Genomic DNA, 18,389 nt, shown 5'->3' with positions numbered 1-18,389 from the left:
GCGCGGGCCGAAGGTGAAGCGCTGAAGCGTCTCAGAAGCCCAGGTAAAGAGCCGAGACCGCGCGGTCGATGGACAGGTAGAACACCCCGAAGGCGACCACGGCCGCGGCGGCGAATTCGAGCGCCGCATTCGACAGGGTCTGGCTCCGGCGCAGCATCTCGCGACCGAAATACAGTCCGATCCAGGCCAGCGTCATCACCACCGGCATCGCGAACAGGAAGGACCAGGTGCTCTCGACGCGGTCGAGGCTCGCGGCCGGGTCGATCAAGGCGCGGATGTTGCGGACCCACGGCGCGTAGCAGGCCGAGTAGAGGGCGGTCATCCAGGCGAGGCTGACGGCCACGCCGAGATGGAACGTGAAGAGGCGATGCAGGCGCGAGAAGTCGTCGCGCGCGTCGTCGAACGTCATGTGGAAATCCCCGGCAAGCGTCGGAATCGACCCGGCGACGATCTTCGAACGCCGTCCTTAGCGGGTCGTTAACGATGCCGAGATCCCCCGGAATGCCGGATTTTTTGTGACCGGACGGAAACCATTTCGCGGTTCGCATCGCCTGCGTGCAGGGCTGGCCTGCAGCCGCGGCGGCCGGACGGGGCGTCGCCACCATCCGGCCGTGCAGATCCGTTGCCAGCAGATCAATCGACCGAGGTGACCAGCGTCTCGGGCTTGCCAGCCTTCATCAGGGCGACGAAGCGCTGGAACAGGTAGTGGCTGTCGCGCGGGCCGGGCGAGGCCTCCGGGTGGTGCTGGACCGAGAAGGCCGGCCGGTCGGTGAGGGTGAGCCCGCAATTGGAGCCGTCGAACAGCGAGACGTGCGTCTCCAGGGCGGTGTCGGGCAAGCTGGCCGGATCCACGGCGAAGCCATGGTTCATCGAGACGATCTCGACCTTGCCGGTGGTCTTGTCCTTCACCGGGTGGTTCGCGCCGTGGTGGCCCTGCGCCATCTTCACGGTGCGCCCGCCGAGCGCGAGCCCCATCAGCTGATGTCCCAGGCAGATGCCGAAGGTCGGCACCTTCTCCTGCAGCAGTGCCCGGATCACCGGAACCGCATACGTGCCGGTGGCGGCCGGATCCCCGGGACCGTTCGACAGGAACACCCCGTCCGGCTTCATCGCCATGATCTCTTCCGCGGTCGTCGTGGCCGGCACCACGGTCACGTCGCAGCCGGCCTCGGCGAGGAGACGCAGGATGTTGCGCTTCACGCCGTAGTCGATCGCCACCACCTTCAGGCCGGTGCCGGCCTTGCGGTCGCCGTAGCCGGTCTTCACGCCCCAGGTGGTCTGGGACCATTCCGAGCGCTCGCGGCTGGTGACCGGCGGGACCAGGTCGAGGCCTTCCATCGGCGCCAGGGCCGCGGCGCGGGCCTTCAGGGCCTCGCGGTCGAAGCGTCCCTCCGGATCGTTGGCGATGATGGCGTTCGGCATGCCGTTGTCGCGAATCAGCGCGGTGAGCGCGCGGGTGTCGACGCCGGTGATGCCGACGATGCCCCGGGCCTTGAGCCAGGCGTCGAGGTGGCTCGACGAGCGCCAGCTCGAGGGCTTGGTCACCGCCGACGCGATGACCGTGCCGCGGACGCCGGAGGCCGGCGCCGCAGCGAGGCTCTCCAGGTCTTCGTCGTTGGTGCCGGTGTTGCCGATATGCGGGAAGGTGAAGGTGACGATCTGGCCGGCATAGGACGGATCCGTCAGGATCTCCTGGTATCCGGTCATGGCGGTATTGAAGCAGACCTCGCCGTCGGCGACTCCGGTCTGGCCGATGCCGAATCCCTCCAGCACGGTCCCGTCCGCCAGGACCAGGAGAGCGGTGGCCAGGGGCTCGGCCCAGGGAGCGGGGGGCGCGGGCACGGCAGGCGTATGGACGCCTTCATCTTGCAGCATCGGCGTGATCTCGCTTATGTCCGGCCGATCCCGGCGCCGTGAGCGGCGCATGCGGGCGGCTTGTCGTGCGGCGCTCATAGCGAGCGTGCCGCGTTAGGGTCAATGTGGCCCCGGCGTCGGCACGTCTCAAGAACCCCGGTTCGCGCAGCAATTCGCAGACCACGCCATCGACCCGCCGTCCGAGTCCCGCTTTTCCGGGGTCCCGCTTTTTCAGGAGTCACACGATGCTGCGCGCCCGTCTCACCACCGAGATGAAGGAGGCCATGAAGGCCGGCGACAAGGCGAAGCTCGCCACCGTCCGGATGATACAGGCTGCCCTGAAGGACAAGGACATCGAGGCGCGCGGCCTCGGCAAGGAGCCCGCCTCCGAGGAGGAAATCCTCGCGCTGCTCCAGAAGATGATCAAGCAGCGCAACGAATCGGCCGCCGTCTACGACCAGGGTGGCCGGCCCGAGCTCGCCGAGAACGAGCGCAACGAGGTCGCGATCATCGCCGGCTTCCTGCCGCAGCAGATGGACGAGGCCGAGACCCGCGCGGCGATCGACAAGGCCGTGGCCGAGACCGGCGCCGCCGGTCCCAAGGACATGGGCAAGGTCATCGCCGCCCTGAAAGGCGCCTATGCCGGCCGCATGGACTTCGCCAAGGCGAGCGGCCTCGTGAAAGAGGCGCTGAACGCCAAGGGCTGAACGCCGAGCGTTGAACGCCGAGGCATGAGGGCGTCCCCATGCCCTGCATCGGCGTTGGGGACTCTTTAAGCCCGTGCCGCTAGTATGGGCGGCCGCAGAGGTCCGGTTCTTGCCGTGCGTTACCCGCCCCACATCCTCGAAGAGATCCGTGCGCGCCTGCCCGCATCCGATATTGTGGGGCGGCGCGTCCGGCTGAAGAAAGCGGGCCGCGAGTGGCGCGGCCTGTCGCCGTTCAACGCCGAGAAGTCACCCTCGTTCTACGTGAACGATCAGAAGCAGTTCTATCACTGCTTCTCCTCGGGCAAGCACGGGGACGTCTTCACCTTCCTGATGGAGACGGAGGGCCTGAGCTTTCCCGAGGCGGTGGAGCGCCTGGCGGCGGAGGCCGGCGTGACCCTGCCCGCGCCGAGCGCCGACGCCCGCGAGCAGGAGACCAAGCGGGCCGGAGCGCTCGAGGTCATGGAGATGGCCGCCGCTTTCTTCGAGGAGCAACTGCGGGGCCGCGCCGGCGTGGAGGCCCGCGCCTATCTCGACCGACGCCAGCTCGGCCCGGAGGTCCGGAGCCGTTTCCGTCTCGGCTACGCCCCGGGCGACCGCTACACCCTGCGCGACCACCTCGCCGCCAAGGATGTCGACCGGGACCTGATGGTCGAGCTCGGCCTCATCGTGGCCGGCGAGGACATCCGTGTTCCCTACGACAAATTCCGGGACCGGGTGATGTTTCCGATCGCCGATTCGCGCGGGCGCGTCATCGCCTTCGGCGGCCGGGCGATGCAGAAGGACGCCAAGGCGAAATACATGAATTCGCCGGAGACGCCGCTCTTCCACAAGGGCCAACTGCTCTACAACCTGCATCAGGCGCGCAAGCCGGCGCATGATCGCGGCGTCATCATCGCGGTCGAGGGCTACGTCGACGTCATCGCCATGACCCTGGCGGGCCATCCCAACGCGGTGGCGGGCCTCGGTACGGCACTCACCGAGGAGCAGATCGGCCTCCTCTGGCGCAACGCCGACGAGCCGATCCTGTGCTTCGACGGCGACGCGGCAGGCCAGCGTGCGGCCTTCAAAGCCCTCGATGTGGCGCTGCCCGGGCTGACCCCGGGCAAGTCCCTGCGCTTCGCCATGTTGCCCGAGGGGCAGGACCCCGACGATCTCCTGCGCGCCGAGGGCAAGTCCGCCATCGACCGCGTGCTCGACGCGGCCCGCCCCCTCGTCGAGGTTCTGTGGTCGAGGGCCACCGACGGGGCGCCGCTCGATACCCCCGAACGGCGGGCCGGCCTCGCCAAATCGCTGCGCGAGATGGTCGCTTCCATCCGCGACGAGACGGTCCGGGGATTCTACCGGGACGAGATCGAGGGACGCCTGCGCGCCCTGTCCCCGCAGGCCTCCTCGGGGCGCCGTGGACCGTGGGAGCCGCGGGCCGGCTCGGCACGCCCGGCCTTCCAGCGCAATCCCCGGCCCGGCGATCCGCCACCGTCACCGCGAATCACCACGAAATTCAATCCCCTCTACGCCGGCGAGACCAGCGCCTCCGGCCCGGTGGCCTTTCGCGACCGGGAGGCGATGATCGTCTCCAGTCTCCTCGTCCACCCCGAACTGCTCGGGATCGAGGCGGAGGATCTCGCCGAGCTGGAACTCGGCGATCCGGATGCGCAGGCGTTGCGCTCCCTCCTGCTCGACAGCCATGCCGACGTGGATCAGCCCGGCGTCGAGGTCCTGGAGAGCCGTCTGAAGCGCGCTGGGCTCACGGATGCGGCGGCTCGGCTGGCCAGCCATGTGCGTCCGGGCGATCGATGGACACTTGACGCGCATGCCGATCCTGTGCGTCTCGAAGACGCATTGCGTCAGGCCGTGATCTTGCACCGCAAGTCTGGCGCGCTAAATAGCGAACTCCGCTTGGCTGAGCGGGCCCTGGTCGAGGACGAGACGGAGGCGAACTTCGCTTGGCTGTGCGACGTGAAGGCCCGCATGGCCGTCATCGCCGGCGCGGAGGCGGACGAAGCGGTGCCGGATGCGGATGAGGCATCGACACCCTGAAACGCGCGCCGCGAACGAATTCGGCCGCCATTGGCGGCGCATGGTTAACAATCGGTCAAGCGTCTCGCTTGCATACCGGGATCTGACATCGACGCGGCTGTCACTTCGGCGGTCCGCACATCACATGCATTTCAGCGTCGACGACGCGGAGTGAGCGACACGCTTCCGCGCGACGCTGACACGACAACCATAGGCGGACCATGGCGACGAAGGCAACGGAACGGGACGAGACGGATGCTGCTCCGGAGCAACAGACCGACGGGCCGCTCCTCGATCTGACGGATGCCTCCGTCAAGCGGATGGTGAAGCTCGCCAAGAAGCGGGGCTACATCACCTACGAGGAGATCAACGAGGTTCTGCCCGACGGCCAATCCGACCCCGACCAGATCGAGGACGTGCTGTCGCAGCTCTCTGAGATGGGCATCAACGTCGTCGAGGCGGAGGAGACCGAGGAGACGACGGAGGCCAAGGCCAACGGCGAGGCCGACGACGAGGACGGGGCGGAGGGGACCGAGGTCGCCGAGATCGCGCCGACCAAGCCCGTCGCCCTGCGTGCCGAGACGACCAAGGAGCCGACCGACCGCACGGATGACCCCGTGCGCATGTACCTGCGCGAGATGGGCTCCGTGGAGCTCCTGTCCCGCGAGGGCGAGATCGCGATCGCCAAGCGCATCGAGGCGGGTCGCGAGGCGATGATCGCCGGGCTGTGCGAGAGCCCGCTGACCTTCCAGGCCATCATCATCTGGCGCGACGAGCTCGTCGACGGCCGGGTGCTGCTGCGCGAGATCATCGACCTCGAAGCCACCTATGCGGGCCCCGACGCCAAGAACGCGATGCAGATCGCCGAGGGCGCGGAGGAGAGCGAGGAGAGCGAGGGGGATACGCCGACGCCGCCCGACGGCGACGACGAGGACGACATGGAGAACAACGTCTCCCTGGCGGCCATGGAGACCGAGATCAAGCCGCGCGTCCTCGAGACGTTCGACAACATCGCCAACAACTACCGCAAGCTGCGCAAGCTGCAGATTGAGCATGCCGAGCTCAAGGCCTCCGGCGGCACCCGCACCGATGCCCAGGAGCGCAAGCAGGACGAGCTGAAGGACGCCGTCGTCACCGACGTGAAGTCGCTCTCCCTCAATGCCAATCGCATCGAGGCCCTGGTCGAGCAGCTCTACGACATCAACAAGCGCCTCATCTCCCATGAGGGCCGACTGATGCGCTACGCCGAGAGCCACGGCGTCGCCCGCGACGAGTTCCTGCGCCACTACCAGGGTTGGGAACTCGATCCGAACTGGATGGAGCGCGTCGGCAGCCTCGGCGGCCGTGGCTGGAAGAACCTCGTCGAGAAGGGCTCGAACGAGGTCGCCCGCCTGCGCGAGCAGATCCTGACCCTCGCCTCCGAGACGGGCCTCGAGATCGGCGAGTACCGCAAGATCGTCAACATGGTCCAGAAGGGCGAACGCGAAGCCCGTCAGGCCAAGAAGGAGATGATCGAGGCCAACCTGCGCCTCGTGATCTCGATCGCCAAGAAGTACACCAACCGCGGGCTGCAGTTCCTGGATCTGATCCAGGAGGGCAACATCGGCCTGATGAAGGCTGTCGACAAGTTCGAGTACCGCCGCGGCTACAAGTTCTCGACTTACGCCACGTGGTGGATCCGCCAGGCGATCACCCGCTCGATCGCCGATCAGGCCCGCACGATCCGCATTCCGGTGCACATGATCGAGACGATCAACAAGATCGTTCGGACCTCGCGCCAGATGCTTCACGAGATCGGCCGCGAGCCGACCCCGGAGGAACTGGCCGAGAAGCTGGCCATGCCGCTGGAGAAGGTGCGCAAGGTTCTCAAGATCGCCAAGGAGCCGATCTCGCTCGAGACGCCAATCGGCGACGAGGAGGATTCGCACCTCGGCGACTTCATCGAGGACAAGAACGTCGTCCTGCCCATCGACGCGGCGATCCAGTCGAACCTGCGCGAGACCACGACGCGCGTGCTCGCCTCGCTCACGCCCCGCGAGGAGCGGGTGCTGCGCATGCGCTTCGGCATCGGCATGAACACCGACCACACCCTCGAAGAGGTCGGCCAGCAGTTCTCGGTGACGCGCGAGCGTATCCGTCAGATCGAGGCGAAGGCCCTGCGCAAGCTCAAGCACCCGAGCCGGTCGCGTAAGCTGCGCAGCTTCCTCGACAACTGATGCACGCGGTGAGGCCGGCCTTTTCCGACGGACCTTTCACCTGAAAGAGCCGGCTCCTCACGGGGCCGGCTCTTTCGTTTCGATGGCGCCGAGCCCCTGAAGCGCTCTGCGCTGTTGAAGCGGAGAGGCCCGCACGATACGCACAAAACCCGAGGCGTGGCCGTTGCCGGACGCCGTCTCCCAACCCACCTTGGCCATATGCTCGATCGAGGCCCGCCCCAGCCTTCCCCCACCGCTGAAGCCGACGGCTCGGAGGCGGCCGACGTCCCCTTCGGCGCCCTCCAGCAATGCGTGGCCCTGCGCGACTGGCTGCTGAGCGAGGGCGCGCGCATGCCGAAGGCCGAGGACCTGCTGTCCGGCCTGGCCGAGCGCCTGATCAAGCTCGACGTGCCGGTGGACCGGGCCACCACGGCCATCGACGCCCTGCATTCCGAGTATTCGGGTGTCGGGCGGTTCTGGACCCGCGAGATGGGCTCGACGGTTCGTCTGTTCCCGCACGGGGAAGCATCGGACCGGGCCTATCGCGCGAGCCCGTTCTTCCGCGTTCATGAGACCGGCGAGTGGTTGATCCTCGATCTCGCCGAGACGCCGGATGAGGCCTTCGCGGTCATTCCGGACCTGAAGGCCGAGGGCTACCGGCACTACATCGTCGCGCCGCTGTTCTTCACCAACGGCACGCGCAACGGCATCTCCTTTGCCACCCGGTCCCCGGCGGGGTTCCGCGACGAGGACGTGGCGATCCTGCGCTTCGTCATGCCGACGCTGGCCGCGGTGATGGAGATGCGCAGCATCAACAAGCAGCTCGACCACGTCCTGCGGATCTATGTCGGAGACGAGCCGCACAAGGCGATCCTCGGGGGCTCCATCCGTCGCGGTCACGTTCAGCGCATCCGCTCCGCGATCCTGTTTGCCGACATGCGCGATTATACGCGCATCTCCGCCGACATGACGCCGGAGGAGGCTGTCGACCTCCTGAACATCTTCTTCGACTGCCTGGTGCCTGCCATCGAGCGCGAGGGCGGCGAGGTCCTGAAGTATCTCGGCGACGGGCTGCTGGCGATCTTCCGTGAGCCGGGCGACGACCTGGGCGGTGCCGCCAAGGGGGCGCTCACGGCGTCCCAGAGCGCCATGGCAGCCTTGGCCGAGGCCAATGCCCTGGGCCGGTTCGCCAATCCGGTGGCCGCCGGCATCGCCCTGCATCACGGCGAGGCCGCCTACGGCAATGTCGGCTCCGGCGCGCGGCTGGACTTCACCGTGATCGGGCGCGACGTGAACCTGGCGAGCCGGGTCGCCCGCCTCAACCGGACGCTGGCCGAGCCGATCCTGATGACGAAGCCCTTCGTCGACTTCCTCTGGGACATGCCGGAGCCCCTCGGCGAGCACGCGCTCGATGGGTTTGCCGAACCCATGGGCGTCTATCGGCCAGCGCGTCCGTCCGCCGCCTGAGGCCCGCCCGGGGATTGACCCCGGCGCAGGGACGGCCCACATCAGGGGCGTTCCAGGGAGATCCCCGGCAAGGGGCTGAGAAACCGATGGCCGTCCGTTCGCGGATGGCGGCGCGGAAATCCTTCGAACCTGACCCGGTTCATACCGGCGTAGGGATTGGACCGCGGGTTTCTGCTCAAGCCCGGCACGCTTCACCGCTCGAAGCTGCAGCCCCACCAATCTCGACGCCGGTCGCGGAGATTGTGTTGGACGTGATCCCGAACGCCTTTCTCAACCTGCGACGGACGCACGGCGATGCTCCGCCGGCCGTCGTCGCTCCCGCCCGCAGTGATGTTGTCGTCGTCGGGGCCGGCTTGATCGGCCTGTCGGCGGCCTGGCGCCTGGCGCAGGCCGGGCGGTCCGTGACCGTTCTGGAGCGCGACACCGTCGGCGCCGGGGCGAGCCTCGCCGCAACCGGCATGCTGGCCCCGGTCGCCGAGCACGAGCCGGGTTCTGACCCGCTCCTGCCCCTGGCCCTGGAAAGCCTGTCGCGCTGGCCGGCTTTTCGCGATGACCTTCAGGCCGCGGCCGGCCTCGACATCGACTATCGGGAGGAGGGCACCCTGGTGCTGGCCATCGGCCGCGACGAGGTCGAGCGCCTGCGCTTCCGGCACGACCTGCAGAAGCGCTCAGGCCTCGACGCCCGCTGGCTCACCGGCCCCGAGGTTCGGGGCCGCGAGCCGCGCCTGCGTCCCGCCGTCACCGCCGGCTTGTTCTGCCCGCACGACCACCAAGTCGATCCGAGCCGGGTGATGGCCGCCCTCGTCCGGGCCTGCCTCGCCGCCGGAGTCGCCATCGTGGAGGGCTGTGGTGTCGAGGCCCTGGACTGGAGCGCCGGCCGGGTCACGGGCGTGCATACGGCCCAGGGCATCCGTCAGGCCGACACCGTCGTGCTCGCCTCCGGCGCCTGGAGCGGAGAGGCGGGTCTCCTGCCCGACCATCTCGCCCTGCCGGTCCGGCCCCTGCGCGGCCAGTCCCTCGCCCTGCGGACCACCGCCCGCACCGGCACCCTCGCCCACATGGTCTGGACCGAGCAGGTCCACATGGCGCCGAAGAGCGACGGCCATCTCATCGTCGGCGCAACGGTGGAGGATTGCGGCTTCGTTCCCGGCGTCACGGCCGGCGGGCTCTATGCCCTGCTGGAGGGCGCACGTCGCGTCCTGCCCGGCATCGAGGAGATGGCGGTGGAAGCGATCTGGAGCGGCTTCCGGCCGACTTCGGACGACGATGCCCCGATCATCGATGCCCTGGCGCCCGGCCTCGTGGTCGCCACCGGCCATCATCGCAACGGCTACCTGCTGGCCCCGGCCACCGCTGACGCGGTTGCGGCCCTGGTCGCCGGGGGAGCGCTGCCGGATTACGCCCGGGATTTCGGCCGGGCCCGCTTCGCGTCGCCGCCGCGGAGGGCCTTCGCATGAAGCTCAGAGTCAACGGCGAGGTCCGCGAGAGCACGGCCGCCGACCTCGACGCCCTGTTCCGGGAAGAGGCCGAGGAGACCGGCCTCGAGAGTCCGCAGGGTATCGCCATCGCGCTCAACGGCGCCGTGATCCGACGCCGGGACTGGGCTGCCACCGCGCTCAGCGACGGCGACCGCGTCGAGATCGTGCGCGCGATGCAGGGCGGCTGATCGGGAGGGAGAACACCATGGCAGGAGGCCCGGAATGACCGAGATCGCGAACGACACGGATACGCTGGTGATCGGCGGTGTGAGCCTGGGCTCGCGTCTGTTCATCGGAACCGCCGGCTACCCCACGCAGAGCATCCTGTTCGATGCGGTCGCGGCGTCGGGCGCCGAGGTGGTCACGGCTTCGATCCGCCGGGTTTCGCTGCAGGGCCATGGCTCGGATACGCTGCGCCGGCTCAAGGGGCACCGCTTCCTGCCGAACACCGCCGGCTGCGAAACGGCGCGCGACGCGATCATGACGGCAGAACTCGCCCGCGAGGCCCTCGACACGAACTGGATCAAGGTCGAGGTCATCGGCGACCGCGAAACGCTGTACCCCGACGTCGCCGAGCTGCTGGAGGCCTGTCGCCACCTCGTCGACGACGGCTTCACCGTACTGCCCTATTGCAACGACGATCCGGTGGTCTGCCAGCGCCTCGCCGATCTCGGCTGCGCCGCCGTGATGCCCATGGGCTCGCTGATCGGCTCCGGCATGGGTGTCGCCAACCCGGCCAACCTGGAGCTGATCTGTCGGCGCTCGCCCGTGCCGGTCATCGTCGATGCCGGCATCGGCACCGCCTCCGACGCGGTCATCGCCATGGAGCTCGGCGCCGCCGGCTGCCTGCTCAACACCGCGGTCGCCAAGGCCGACGATCCGGTGCGGATGGCGCGTGCCATGCGCAACGCGGTCCAGGCCGGTCGCGACGCGTATCTCGCCGGACGGATCCCGAAGCGGGGCCGGGCCGAACCGTCGAGCCCGCAACTGGGCCTCGTGGGCTCGTGAGCCGGGTTTCGACCGACGCGCCGGCCGGCGCGCGACGATGAGCGGCCTGCCCGCGCGGCTGCTGGTGGTGACGGACAGGTCGGCGACCGATGCGCCGGCGGTCGCCGCTCGGCACCTCTGCGCCACGCTCGAACGCCTCCTGCGGGCCGGCGCCCGCTGGGTCTGGTTTCGCGAGCGCGACCTGGCACCGGAGGCGCGGCGCGCACTCGCCCGGGACATCGCCCGCCTCGTGCAGGCCGAGGGCGGTTCGCTGACCATCGGTGCGGATGCGGCGCTCGCCGCTGAACTCGGCGCCGACGGTGTCCATCTGCCCGGCGGGAGTACCGCGACCGGGATCGCCGAAGCCCGCCGGCGCCTGCCCGGTGGCCGTATCGGCGTGTCCGCGCATACGCCGGATGAGGTTGCGGTCGCCGCCCGAGCCGGCGCCGACTACGCCACCCTGAGCCCGATCTTTCCGACGCCGAGCAAGCCGGGCTACGGTCCCGCCCTCGGAGCAGAGGCGCTGAGAACCGCGGCTGGGTTCGGCATGCCGGTGATTGCCCTCGGGGGAATGACGGTTGATCGCGTGGACCTATGCCGCGCGGCCGGCGCTGCGGGCGTCGCGGTGATGGGCGCGCTGATCCGCAGCGTGGATCCGGCCGCCGAGGTGCGTGCCTATCGTGCCCGCCTCGAGACGTGATCTGATTGGCGATTCAGACCTGCGATCCAGACTTGCGATTCAAACTTGCGATGATGGGCAAGGAGCCGGCGCATGTGGGGCAAGAACCGATTTCTCGACCGCGTGCCGGTGCAGCACCCGATCGTCCAGGCGCCGATGATCGGGCCGAAGCCGGCCCTTGCCGCCAGCGTCAGCGCCGCTGGCGGCCTCGGCTCCCTCGCCTGCGCGGCGATGAACCCGGACGCGGTGCGCAGCGAGGCCGCGGCGATCCGGGCGCGGACGGACGCGCCGTTCAACCTGAACTTCTTCTGCCACGTGCCGGAAACGCCGGATGACGAGCGCGAGGCCGCCTGGCGCAGCCGGCTCGCACCCTACTACACGGAACTCGGCCTCGATCCGGCGGCTCCCATCGCCATGGCGCAACGGTCTCCGTTCGATGACGCGATGCTCGCGGTCGTCGCCGAGGTCCGGCCGGCGGTGGTAAGCTTCCATTTCGGCCTGCCGGAGGCGTCGCTTCTCGACCGCGTCCGGGCGCTCGGCTGCACCATTCTCTCGTCCGCCACCACCGTGCGCGAAGCGCGCTGGCTCGCCGAGCGCGGGGTCGACGCGATCATCGCGCAGGGGTCCGAGGCTGGCGGGCATCGTGGACTGTTCCTCGGCAGCGATCCCGCGACACAGGTCGGCACGATGGCACTGGTGCCCCAGGTGGTCGACGCGGTGGACGTGCCCGTGATCGCAGCCGGGGGGATCGCCGATGCCCGCGGGATCGCCGCCGCCTTCATGCTCGGTGCCTCGGCCGTCCAGCTGGGAACGGCCTATTTGCGCTGCACGGAAGCCGGTCTCTCGGTGCCGCACCGCGAGGCCCTGCGCCGGGCGCGCGACGAGGACACGACGATCACCAACGTGCTCACGGGTAAGCCCGCCCGGGGACTCGTGAATCGCGTCATCCGCGAACTTGGGCCGCTGTGCGCGGATGCGCCGGTGTTCCCTACGGCCGCCATCGGCCTTCAACCCTTGCGGATCGAGGCCGAGCGGCGCGGGTCGGGCGATTTCTCGCCCCTCTGGGCCGGGCAGGGGGCACCCCTTGCCCGCGAGACGGAGGCGGGTCGCCTGACCGTCGAGCTCGCCGAGGGCGCGCTCAGGCTTCTGGGTGGCCCAAGGGCCTGATCACTTCGCCGTCGCCGGGCCGTAGGGCGGCCGGGGGATCGCCCGGTGGGCGGCGCGCAAAGCCGCCGACCAGCGCTCACGCAGATCGTGGAAGTAGCTCTCGCCGGCTTCGATCCGGTGATTCACCTCGAGGTCGAGGGCGTTGCGGCGGGCGACCGCGATGTCGATGGGCAAGCCGACGCCGAGATTCGAGCGCATCGTCGAATCCATCGAGACGAGGCCGACCTTGAGGGCGTCGTAGAGGTCGGTCTCGTACTTCACCGCCCGGTCGAGGATCGGTTTGCCGTACTTGTGCTCCCCGATCTGCAGGAAGGGCGCGTCGCCGCTGCACTCGATGAAGTTACCGGCCGAGTAGATCAGGTAGAGCTTCATCGGGTCGGAGCCGATCTGTCCGCCGAACAGCAGCGAGACCGAGAAGCGCAGGTTGGCCGCTTCGAATCCCGCCTTCTCGATCTCGCGGACCCGCCGGATGGCGCGGCCGACGAGCTGGGCCGCCTGGAACATCGTCGGCGCCTCGACGAGCTTCATCTTCGGCTCGCCGGCATCGCCCTCCACCCCCTCGGCCATAAGGCTGAGGACCGACTGGGTGATCGAGAGGTTGCCGGCGGAGGCCAGCATCATCACGCGCTCGCCCGGCACGTTGAAGTGGTGGAGCTTGCGGTAGGTCGAGATGTCGTCGAGCCCGGCATTGGTCCGGGTGTCGGCGATCATCACCAGCCCCTCCTCGACGAGGACACCGACGCAGTAGGTCATGGTGCGGTCTTTCTCGCGCGTCCGTCCGCGATCAGGACTGGACGGAAGCCTGTGCCTGCTCGACGCGAAGCGTCACGTCGAGTGTTTCTGTCCCGCCGCCCATGCGGCTGCCGCGAATTGGCGCCGCCCCGAGATAGTCGAGGGCAACGGCCACACGGATATGGGCCTCGGTGGTGGCGATGCCGTGGGCGGCGTCGAAGCCGATCCAGCCGAGCCCCGGCACCAGCGCTTCGGCCCAGGCATGGCCGGAGCCCTGATCCGCGTCCCGGTCGGCGTGGTGGTAGTACCCTGAGACGTAGCGCGTGGGAATCTCAAGGTGGCGGGCCGCCGCGATGAAGAGATGGGTGATGTCCTGGCAGACGCCCTTTTCCTGGGTGAAGGCCTGCGCGGCGTTCGTGCTGGCGCTGGCCGGGCCGGGAACGAAGGCGACCCGCTGGTGCACGGCGGCGAGCAGCCGGTGCAGGCAGGGCAGGGGCGCCGGGTCGCCGGCCGCCGCGACCTCCTGGGCGAAGGCCTGGATGGCGTCGTTGGCCAGGGCGAGGTCCGAATCCCGCAGATAGAACACGTCCGGCAGGCGCTCGATCGTGCCGCGGACGATGCCGTGCATCTCCAGGGTGTCGACCTCTCCGGTGACCCGGATCGACAGGGCCTCGGCCGGCTCGTCCGCGGTGAACCAGTGCACGACGTTGCCGAAGCCGTCCTCGCGCTCGCTCACGCGGCCGTCGACGGAGGGCTCGATGCGCCAGCGCCGGACATACTGGCCGTCATGGTCGCGCGGACGCAGACGCAGGACCTGGATCAGCCCGCGCGCGGGCTGCTCGTAGGTGTAGTTGGTCTCGTGGAAGACGCGGATTCGCATGCGGCGACCTTTGCGCGGCGTCGGGCCGGGGCCGGCCCTATACCAGATATTGCTCGATGACCGCTGCGCCGAGGCGATTGTTCTCGACGATGAACTCCGTCACGAACTCATGCAGACCGGATGAGAAGATGCGATTGATGTTCTCGCCCTCGAGCCGCGCGAGGGTGTTGCTGGCCAGGCGCTGGCTCGCACCGCGCCGCCCGTAGGCGTCGGCGATGAGGTCGAGGTGCTCCACCAGCATGCCGTAGCAGTTGCTGAAGGAGCGCGGCATCTGCCGGTTCAGGATGAGGAGATCGGCCACCAGGAGCGGCTTCACGCTCTCGCGGTAGACCCAGTGATAGGCGTTGAAGGCCGAGACCTCACGCAGGATCGTGGTCCACTGGAAATAGTCGAGGCTGCCGCCGACCTTCTCCGAGGCGGGCAGCAGGATGCGGTATTTCACGTCGAGGATGCGGGCCGTGTTGTCCGCCCGCTCGATCGCCGTGCCGAGGCGCGTGAACCAGTAGGCGTCGTTGCGCAGCATGGTGCGGTAGGCCGAGCCGTCGAAGGCGAGGGAGACGCCCTTCACCCAGTCGAGGAAGCGGGTGAACTCGTCGCGGTTGAGGTCGCGTCCCTCGTAGTTGCGCAGTTCGAGCCAGGCGCCGTTGATGGCATCCCACATCTCGGTGGTGAGCGCCGTGCGGACGCTGCGGGCGTTCTCGCGCGCGGTCTCGATGCAGGAGCGGATCGACGAGGGGTTGTGGGGGCTGAAGGCGAGGAAGTCGCAGACGGTGGCTTCGGTGACGCTGTCGTAGAGCGGCTTGAACACCTCCGGATCACCCGCCGAGGCCAGGGCGGAGGCCCACTCGTTGGTCTCGCCGCCGCCGTAGCTCGACGGCAGGGCGGCCAGGCGCAGGGCGGCATCGAGGATGCGGGCGACGAACTCCGCTCGCTCGGCGTAGCGCGAGAGCCAATACAGGTTGTCGGCGGTCCGGGACAGCATGGGGTTCCATCGGGACGTCGGCCGGCATCGGGCATGCAGGCCGCAGGGCGGAAAGGACTATGCCGGAGCCGGCACGGGCTTGGAAAGGCACCCGGCACGGAACGCCGGGCCGGATGCCGCGCGATGTCTCAGGCGTCGAGGACCCAGGTGTCCTTGGTGCCGCCGCCCTGGCTCGAGTTCACGACGAGCGACCCTTCTTTCAGGGCGACCCGGGTCAGGCCGCCGGGGACGATGCGGATCTCGTCCGAGCCGCACAGCACGAAGGGGCGCAGGTCCACGTGCCGGGGGGCGACGCCGGATGCGACGAAGGTCGGGCAGGTGGAGAGCGCCAGGGTCGGCTGGGCGATGAAACCGTCCGGAGCGTGCTTCAGCTTGCGTCCGAACTCCTCGATCTCGCGCTTGGTGGCGTGCGGGCCGACCAGCATGCCGTAGCCGCCGGAGCCATTGACCTCCTTCACCACGAGCTCGCCGAGATTGTCCATGACGTAGGCGAAGGCCTCCTTCTCGCGGCAACGATAGGTCGGCACGTTGTGCAGGATCGGCTCCTCGCCGGTGAAGAATTTCACGATCTCAGGCATGTAGCTGTAGACCGCCTTGTCGTCGGCGATGCCGGTGCCGACCGCGTTGGCCAGGGTCACGGTCCCGCGCTCGTAGGCATTCATGATGCCGGGGACGCCGAGGACGGAGTCCGGGCGGAAGACCAGCGGATCGAGGAAATCGTCGTCGAGACGGCGGTACAGCACGTCGACCCGGCGCGGCCCCTCGGTCGTCCGCATGTAGACGACGTCGTCCTTGGTGAAGAGGTCGGAGGCCTCGACGAGGTCGACGCCGAGCTTGTCGGCCAGGAACGAGTGCTCGTAGAAGGCCGAGTTGTAGCGGCCCGGCGTGAGCAGCGCGACGGTGGGGTCGCGGGTCGCCGTGGACGGCGCGAGGCTGCGCAGGGTCGCCAGCAGGGCGTCGGGATAATTCTCAACCGGCGCGACGCGGTGGCGGGAGAACAGCTCCGGGAACAGCCGCAGCATGACCTCGCGGTTCTCCAGCATGTAGGAGACGCCCGACGGGGTCCGGGCATTGTCCTCGAGCACGAAGAAGTCGGTCTCACCGGTGCGGACGATATCGATGCCGGCGATGTGGACGTAGAGGTCGTGCGGCACTCGGAAGGCCCGCATCTCCATCCGGTAATGCGGGTTGCGGTAGACGAGGTCGGCTGGGATCACGCCGGCCTTGATGCATTCCTGCGCCCCGTAGATGTCCTTCAGGAACGCGTTGATGGCGGTGACGCGCTGCTTGAGACCCCGCTCCAGGAACCCCCATTCGGGCTTGGTGATGACCCGCGGGATGATGTCGAAGGGGATCAGCCGCTCGGTGGACTCGTTCGCGCCGTAGACCGCGAAGGTGATGCCGATGCGCCGGAAGAGCATCTCGGCCTGGCTGCGGCGGGTGTTGAAATGCTCGGGCGGCGTGGTGTCGAGCCAGTGCTTCAGGCTGTCGTAGGCTTCGCGTACGGCGGGGTTGCTCAGCGCCCCATCGGGCAGCCCGGTCATCTCGTCGAATGCAGCGAGCGCCATTCGCGTCTCCCCCTTGAACACCGTTCTTGTCTAGGCAAGAGGCGCGCCAGCGACCTGAGATCGGAGTCCGCGCCCACCGCCCTTGCGTGTACGGTAGCACGTTCAGATCAACTTCAAGCCCTTGAAGCTGGCGTGACCCTCCCGACCCAGGATGATGTGATCGTGGATCAGGATGCCGAGGGGGTCCAGGACGCCGATGAGCTCGCGGGTCATCCGGATATCGGTGGCCGAAGGGGTCGGGTCGCCCGAGGGATGATTGTGGGCGAGGATGATGGCGGTGGCCGAGAGCTCGAGGGCGCGGCGCGCCACCTCGCGCGGATAGACCGGCGTGTGGTCGACGGTTCCCCGCCCCTGGACCTCGTCGGCGATGAGGTGGTTGCGCCGGTCGAGGAACAGCACGCGAAACTGCTCGCGCGCCGCGAAGGCCATGGTGGCGCGGCAATATTCGAGCACGGCGCTCCAGGAGGAGAGCAGGGGCCGCTCGGCGATCGCCCCGCGCGCCAGCCGATGTCCTGCCGCTTCGATGAGCTTCAGGTCGGCGATGACCCCGGGACCAATGCCTTCAATTTCAGCAAGGCGCGCGGGCTCGGCGCTTACCACCTCGGCAAAGCTGCCGAAGCGCCGGATCAGAGCCTTGGCCAGGGGCTTCACGTCCCGGCGGGGAATGGCCCGGAAGAGGGCGAGTTCGAGCAGCTCGTAGTCCGGAAGCGCGTCGGCTCCGCCCTGGGCGAACCGGGCGCGCAGGCGATCGCGATGGCCGAGGTAATGCGGCTCGCCGTCCGACGGGTCAGGCGTGGACGACGGCCGCGTGGTCATGGTTCGACGTCAGCCGGCCGTCGGCGCGGGTTGGTGCAGGCCCTTTGGCGAGAGGGTGAAGATCTCCGCCCCCGTCTCCGTCACCGCCACGGTGTGCTCGAACTGCGCCGAGAGCGAGCGGTCGCGGGTCACCGCGGTCCAGCCGTCGGAAAGGACCTTCACCGCCGGACGGCCGAGATTGATCATGGGCTCGACGGTGAAGAACTGGCCGGGCTGGAACTTCACGTCGTAGCTCGGCTCGACGTAGTGCAGGATGGTCGGGGCATCGTGGTAGGTGCGCCCGAGGCCGTGGCCGCAGAAGTCGCGCACGACCGAGCAGCGCTCCGCCTCGGCATAGGCCTGGATGGCGCGGCCGATATCCGTGGTGGAGCCGCCCGGCTTGATCGCCGCGATGCCGCGCATCAAGCACTCGTGGGTGATCTCGCACAGGCGCTGGGCCTTGCGCGGCACCTCGCCGACATAGGCCATCCGGCTCGAATCGCCGTGCCAGCCGTCGACGATGAGGCAGATGTCGAGGTTGACGATGTCACCGTCCCGCAGGGGCTTGTCGTTCGGGATGCCGTGGCAGACCACGTGGTTGATCGAGGTGCAGATCGACTTCGGGTAGCCGCGGTAGAGCAGCGAGGCCGGGTAGGCGCCATGGTCCATCGCGAAGGTGTAGGCGAGCTTGTCGAGATGGTCCGTCGTGACGCCGGGGGCGGTGGCCTCCATCAGCAGATCCAGGGCCTCCGCGGTCAGACGGCCTGCCTTGCGCATGCCCTCGAAGGCCTCCGGTCCATGGATCGGCGGTTGGGGTGCGCGGCGTCCGCTCTCGGAGACGGCCTGTTCGTTCTGGGTCATGGGGACGTTTCGCGGAAGGGA

At 68.7% G+C, this 18,389-nt stretch carries 17 protein-coding genes and 1 riboswitch; of the genes, 9 read left to right on the top strand and 8 right to left on the bottom strand.

Annotated elements, in window-relative coordinates; all coding sequences use genetic code 11:
• Positions 1–31 precede the first annotated feature (31 nt).
• Both ASF58_RS19510 and carA read right to left on the bottom strand, forming a co-directional pair.
• Positions 32–409 carry a hypothetical protein gene (locus ASF58_RS19510; protein WP_055956358.1) on the bottom strand — a complete coding sequence of 126 codons (378 nt, stop codon included), beginning with the start codon at positions 407–409 and terminating at the stop codon, positions 32–34.
• Between the two features lie 224 nt (positions 410–633).
• Positions 634–1,875 (bottom strand): glutamine-hydrolyzing carbamoyl-phosphate synthase small subunit, encoded by a 1,242-nt coding sequence (carA, locus tag ASF58_RS19505; RefSeq protein WP_055956355.1) that lies wholly within the window; start codon positions 1,873–1,875, stop codon positions 634–636.
• A 224-nt stretch (positions 1,876–2,099) separates the two neighbouring features.
• Here carA and ASF58_RS19500 point away from each other — a divergent pair, with 224 nt between their 5' ends.
• From ASF58_RS19500 to ASF58_RS19460, 9 genes are all read left to right on the top strand, one after another.
• Positions 2,100–2,561 (top strand): GatB/YqeY domain-containing protein, encoded by a 462-nt coding sequence (locus ASF58_RS19500; protein WP_055956352.1) that lies wholly within the window; start codon positions 2,100–2,102, stop codon positions 2,559–2,561.
• A gap of 114 nt (positions 2,562–2,675) precedes the next feature.
• Entirely contained in the window at positions 2,676–4,598 is a 1,923-nt protein-coding gene (gene dnaG / locus ASF58_RS19495; protein ID WP_055956349.1) for a DNA primase, read from the top strand.
• A 200-nt stretch (positions 4,599–4,798) separates the two neighbouring features.
• Complete coding sequence (gene rpoD, locus ASF58_RS19490) at positions 4,799–6,793, top strand: RNA polymerase sigma factor RpoD (protein WP_055956346.1); 1,995 nt, start codon at positions 4,799–4,801, stop codon at positions 6,791–6,793.
• A gap of 198 nt (positions 6,794–6,991) precedes the next feature.
• Positions 6,992–8,239, top strand: coding sequence for an adenylate/guanylate cyclase domain-containing protein (locus tag ASF58_RS19485; protein ID WP_055956343.1), 1,248 nt, complete (start codon positions 6,992–6,994; stop codon positions 8,237–8,239).
• Between the two features lie 45 nt (positions 8,240–8,284).
• Positions 8,285–8,413, top strand: a riboswitch (TPP riboswitch).
• Between the two features lie 101 nt (positions 8,414–8,514).
• Entirely contained in the window at positions 8,515–9,696 is a 1,182-nt protein-coding gene (gene thiO, locus ASF58_RS19480; RefSeq protein ID WP_244477412.1) for a glycine oxidase ThiO, read from the top strand.
• Positions 9,693–9,905 (top strand): sulfur carrier protein ThiS, encoded by a 213-nt coding sequence (gene thiS / locus ASF58_RS19475; protein ID WP_055956337.1) that lies wholly within the window; start codon positions 9,693–9,695, stop codon positions 9,903–9,905. Before thiO ends, thiS begins: the two co-directional genes overlap by 4 nt.
• A gap of 34 nt (positions 9,906–9,939) precedes the next feature.
• Entirely contained in the window at positions 9,940–10,725 is a 786-nt protein-coding gene (locus ASF58_RS19470; protein WP_055956335.1) for a thiazole synthase, read from the top strand.
• 37 nt (positions 10,726–10,762) lie between these two features.
• Positions 10,763–11,404 carry a thiamine phosphate synthase gene (locus ASF58_RS19465; RefSeq protein WP_055956332.1) on the top strand — a complete coding sequence of 214 codons (642 nt, stop codon included), beginning with the start codon at positions 10,763–10,765 and terminating at the stop codon, positions 11,402–11,404.
• 72 nt (positions 11,405–11,476) lie between these two features.
• Positions 11,477–12,550 carry a nitronate monooxygenase gene (locus ASF58_RS19460; RefSeq protein WP_055956327.1) on the top strand — a complete coding sequence of 358 codons (1,074 nt, stop codon included), beginning with the start codon at positions 11,477–11,479 and terminating at the stop codon, positions 12,548–12,550.
• On the opposite strand, the gene ASF58_RS19455 is transcribed toward ASF58_RS19460, so the two are convergent.
• The 6 genes from ASF58_RS19455 to map form a co-directional block, all read right to left on the bottom strand.
• The gene (locus ASF58_RS19455; protein WP_055956324.1) at positions 12,551–13,303 is read right to left on the bottom strand and encodes a hypothetical protein; all 753 of its coding nucleotides are present in this window, start codon (positions 13,301–13,303) and stop codon (positions 12,551–12,553) included. It abuts the gene before it with no gap.
• Positions 13,304–13,334: 31 nt separating this feature from the next.
• Positions 13,335–14,162, bottom strand: coding sequence for a transglutaminase family protein (locus ASF58_RS19450; RefSeq protein ID WP_055956319.1), 828 nt, complete (start codon positions 14,160–14,162; stop codon positions 13,335–13,337).
• A gap of 37 nt (positions 14,163–14,199) precedes the next feature.
• Positions 14,200–15,144, bottom strand: coding sequence for an alpha-E domain-containing protein (locus ASF58_RS19445; protein WP_055956317.1), 945 nt, complete (start codon positions 15,142–15,144; stop codon positions 14,200–14,202).
• A gap of 128 nt (positions 15,145–15,272) precedes the next feature.
• Positions 15,273–16,712: a circularly permuted type 2 ATP-grasp protein gene (locus ASF58_RS19440; RefSeq protein WP_055956314.1), complete on the bottom strand. Its 1,440-nt coding sequence runs from the start codon at positions 16,710–16,712 to the stop codon at positions 15,273–15,275.
• A 102-nt stretch (positions 16,713–16,814) separates the two neighbouring features.
• Positions 16,815–17,528 carry a DNA repair protein RadC gene (gene radC / locus ASF58_RS19435; RefSeq protein ID WP_055956310.1) on the bottom strand — a complete coding sequence of 238 codons (714 nt, stop codon included), beginning with the start codon at positions 17,526–17,528 and terminating at the stop codon, positions 16,815–16,817.
• Positions 17,529–17,537: 9 nt separating this feature from the next.
• Positions 17,538–18,368 carry a type I methionyl aminopeptidase gene (map, locus tag ASF58_RS19430; RefSeq protein WP_055956307.1) on the bottom strand — a complete coding sequence of 277 codons (831 nt, stop codon included), beginning with the start codon at positions 18,366–18,368 and terminating at the stop codon, positions 17,538–17,540.
• Between the last annotated feature and the right edge of the window lie 21 nt (positions 18,369–18,389).

The organism is Methylobacterium sp. Leaf125 (assembly GCF_001423085.1).
Taxonomy (GTDB): Bacteria; Pseudomonadota; Alphaproteobacteria; order Rhizobiales; family Beijerinckiaceae; genus Methylobacterium.
The sequence above is the reverse complement of the archived record's forward strand: the minus strand, read 5'-3'. Positions and strand labels throughout refer to the sequence as shown.

What these genes read in the sequence shown, in the direction of transcription:
- ASF58_RS19510 (WP_055956358.1), bottom strand. Translation starts at nt 409, where the DNA reads ATGACGTTCGACGACGCGCGCGACGACTTCTCGCGCCTGCATCGCCTC.
- carA (WP_055956355.1), bottom strand. Translation starts at nt 1,875, where the DNA reads ATGCTGCAAGATGAAGGCGTCCATACGCCTGCCGTGCCCGCGCCCCCC.
- ASF58_RS19500 (WP_055956352.1), top strand. Translation starts at nt 2,100, where the DNA reads ATGCTGCGCGCCCGTCTCACCACCGAGATGAAGGAGGCCATGAAGGCC.
- rpoD (WP_055956346.1), top strand. Translation starts at nt 4,799, where the DNA reads ATGGCGACGAAGGCAACGGAACGGGACGAGACGGATGCTGCTCCGGAG.
- ASF58_RS19485 (WP_055956343.1), top strand. Translation starts at nt 6,992, where the DNA reads ATGCTCGATCGAGGCCCGCCCCAGCCTTCCCCCACCGCTGAAGCCGAC.
- thiS (WP_055956337.1), top strand. Translation starts at nt 9,693, where the DNA reads ATGAAGCTCAGAGTCAACGGCGAGGTCCGCGAGAGCACGGCCGCCGAC.
- ASF58_RS19470 (WP_055956335.1), top strand. Translation starts at nt 9,940, where the DNA reads ATGACCGAGATCGCGAACGACACGGATACGCTGGTGATCGGCGGTGTG.
- ASF58_RS19465 (WP_055956332.1), top strand. Translation starts at nt 10,763, where the DNA reads ATGAGCGGCCTGCCCGCGCGGCTGCTGGTGGTGACGGACAGGTCGGCG.
- ASF58_RS19460 (WP_055956327.1), top strand. Translation starts at nt 11,477, where the DNA reads ATGTGGGGCAAGAACCGATTTCTCGACCGCGTGCCGGTGCAGCACCCG.
- ASF58_RS19455 (WP_055956324.1), bottom strand. Translation starts at nt 13,303, where the DNA reads ATGACCTACTGCGTCGGTGTCCTCGTCGAGGAGGGGCTGGTGATGATC.
- ASF58_RS19450 (WP_055956319.1), bottom strand. Translation starts at nt 14,162, where the DNA reads ATGCGAATCCGCGTCTTCCACGAGACCAACTACACCTACGAGCAGCCC.
- ASF58_RS19445 (WP_055956317.1), bottom strand. Translation starts at nt 15,144, where the DNA reads ATGCTGTCCCGGACCGCCGACAACCTGTATTGGCTCTCGCGCTACGCC.
- ASF58_RS19440 (WP_055956314.1), bottom strand. Translation starts at nt 16,712, where the DNA reads ATGGCGCTCGCTGCATTCGACGAGATGACCGGGCTGCCCGATGGGGCG.
- radC (WP_055956310.1), bottom strand. Translation starts at nt 17,528, where the DNA reads ATGACCACGCGGCCGTCGTCCACGCCTGACCCGTCGGACGGCGAGCCG.
- map (WP_055956307.1), bottom strand. Translation starts at nt 18,368, where the DNA reads ATGACCCAGAACGAACAGGCCGTCTCCGAGAGCGGACGCCGCGCACCC.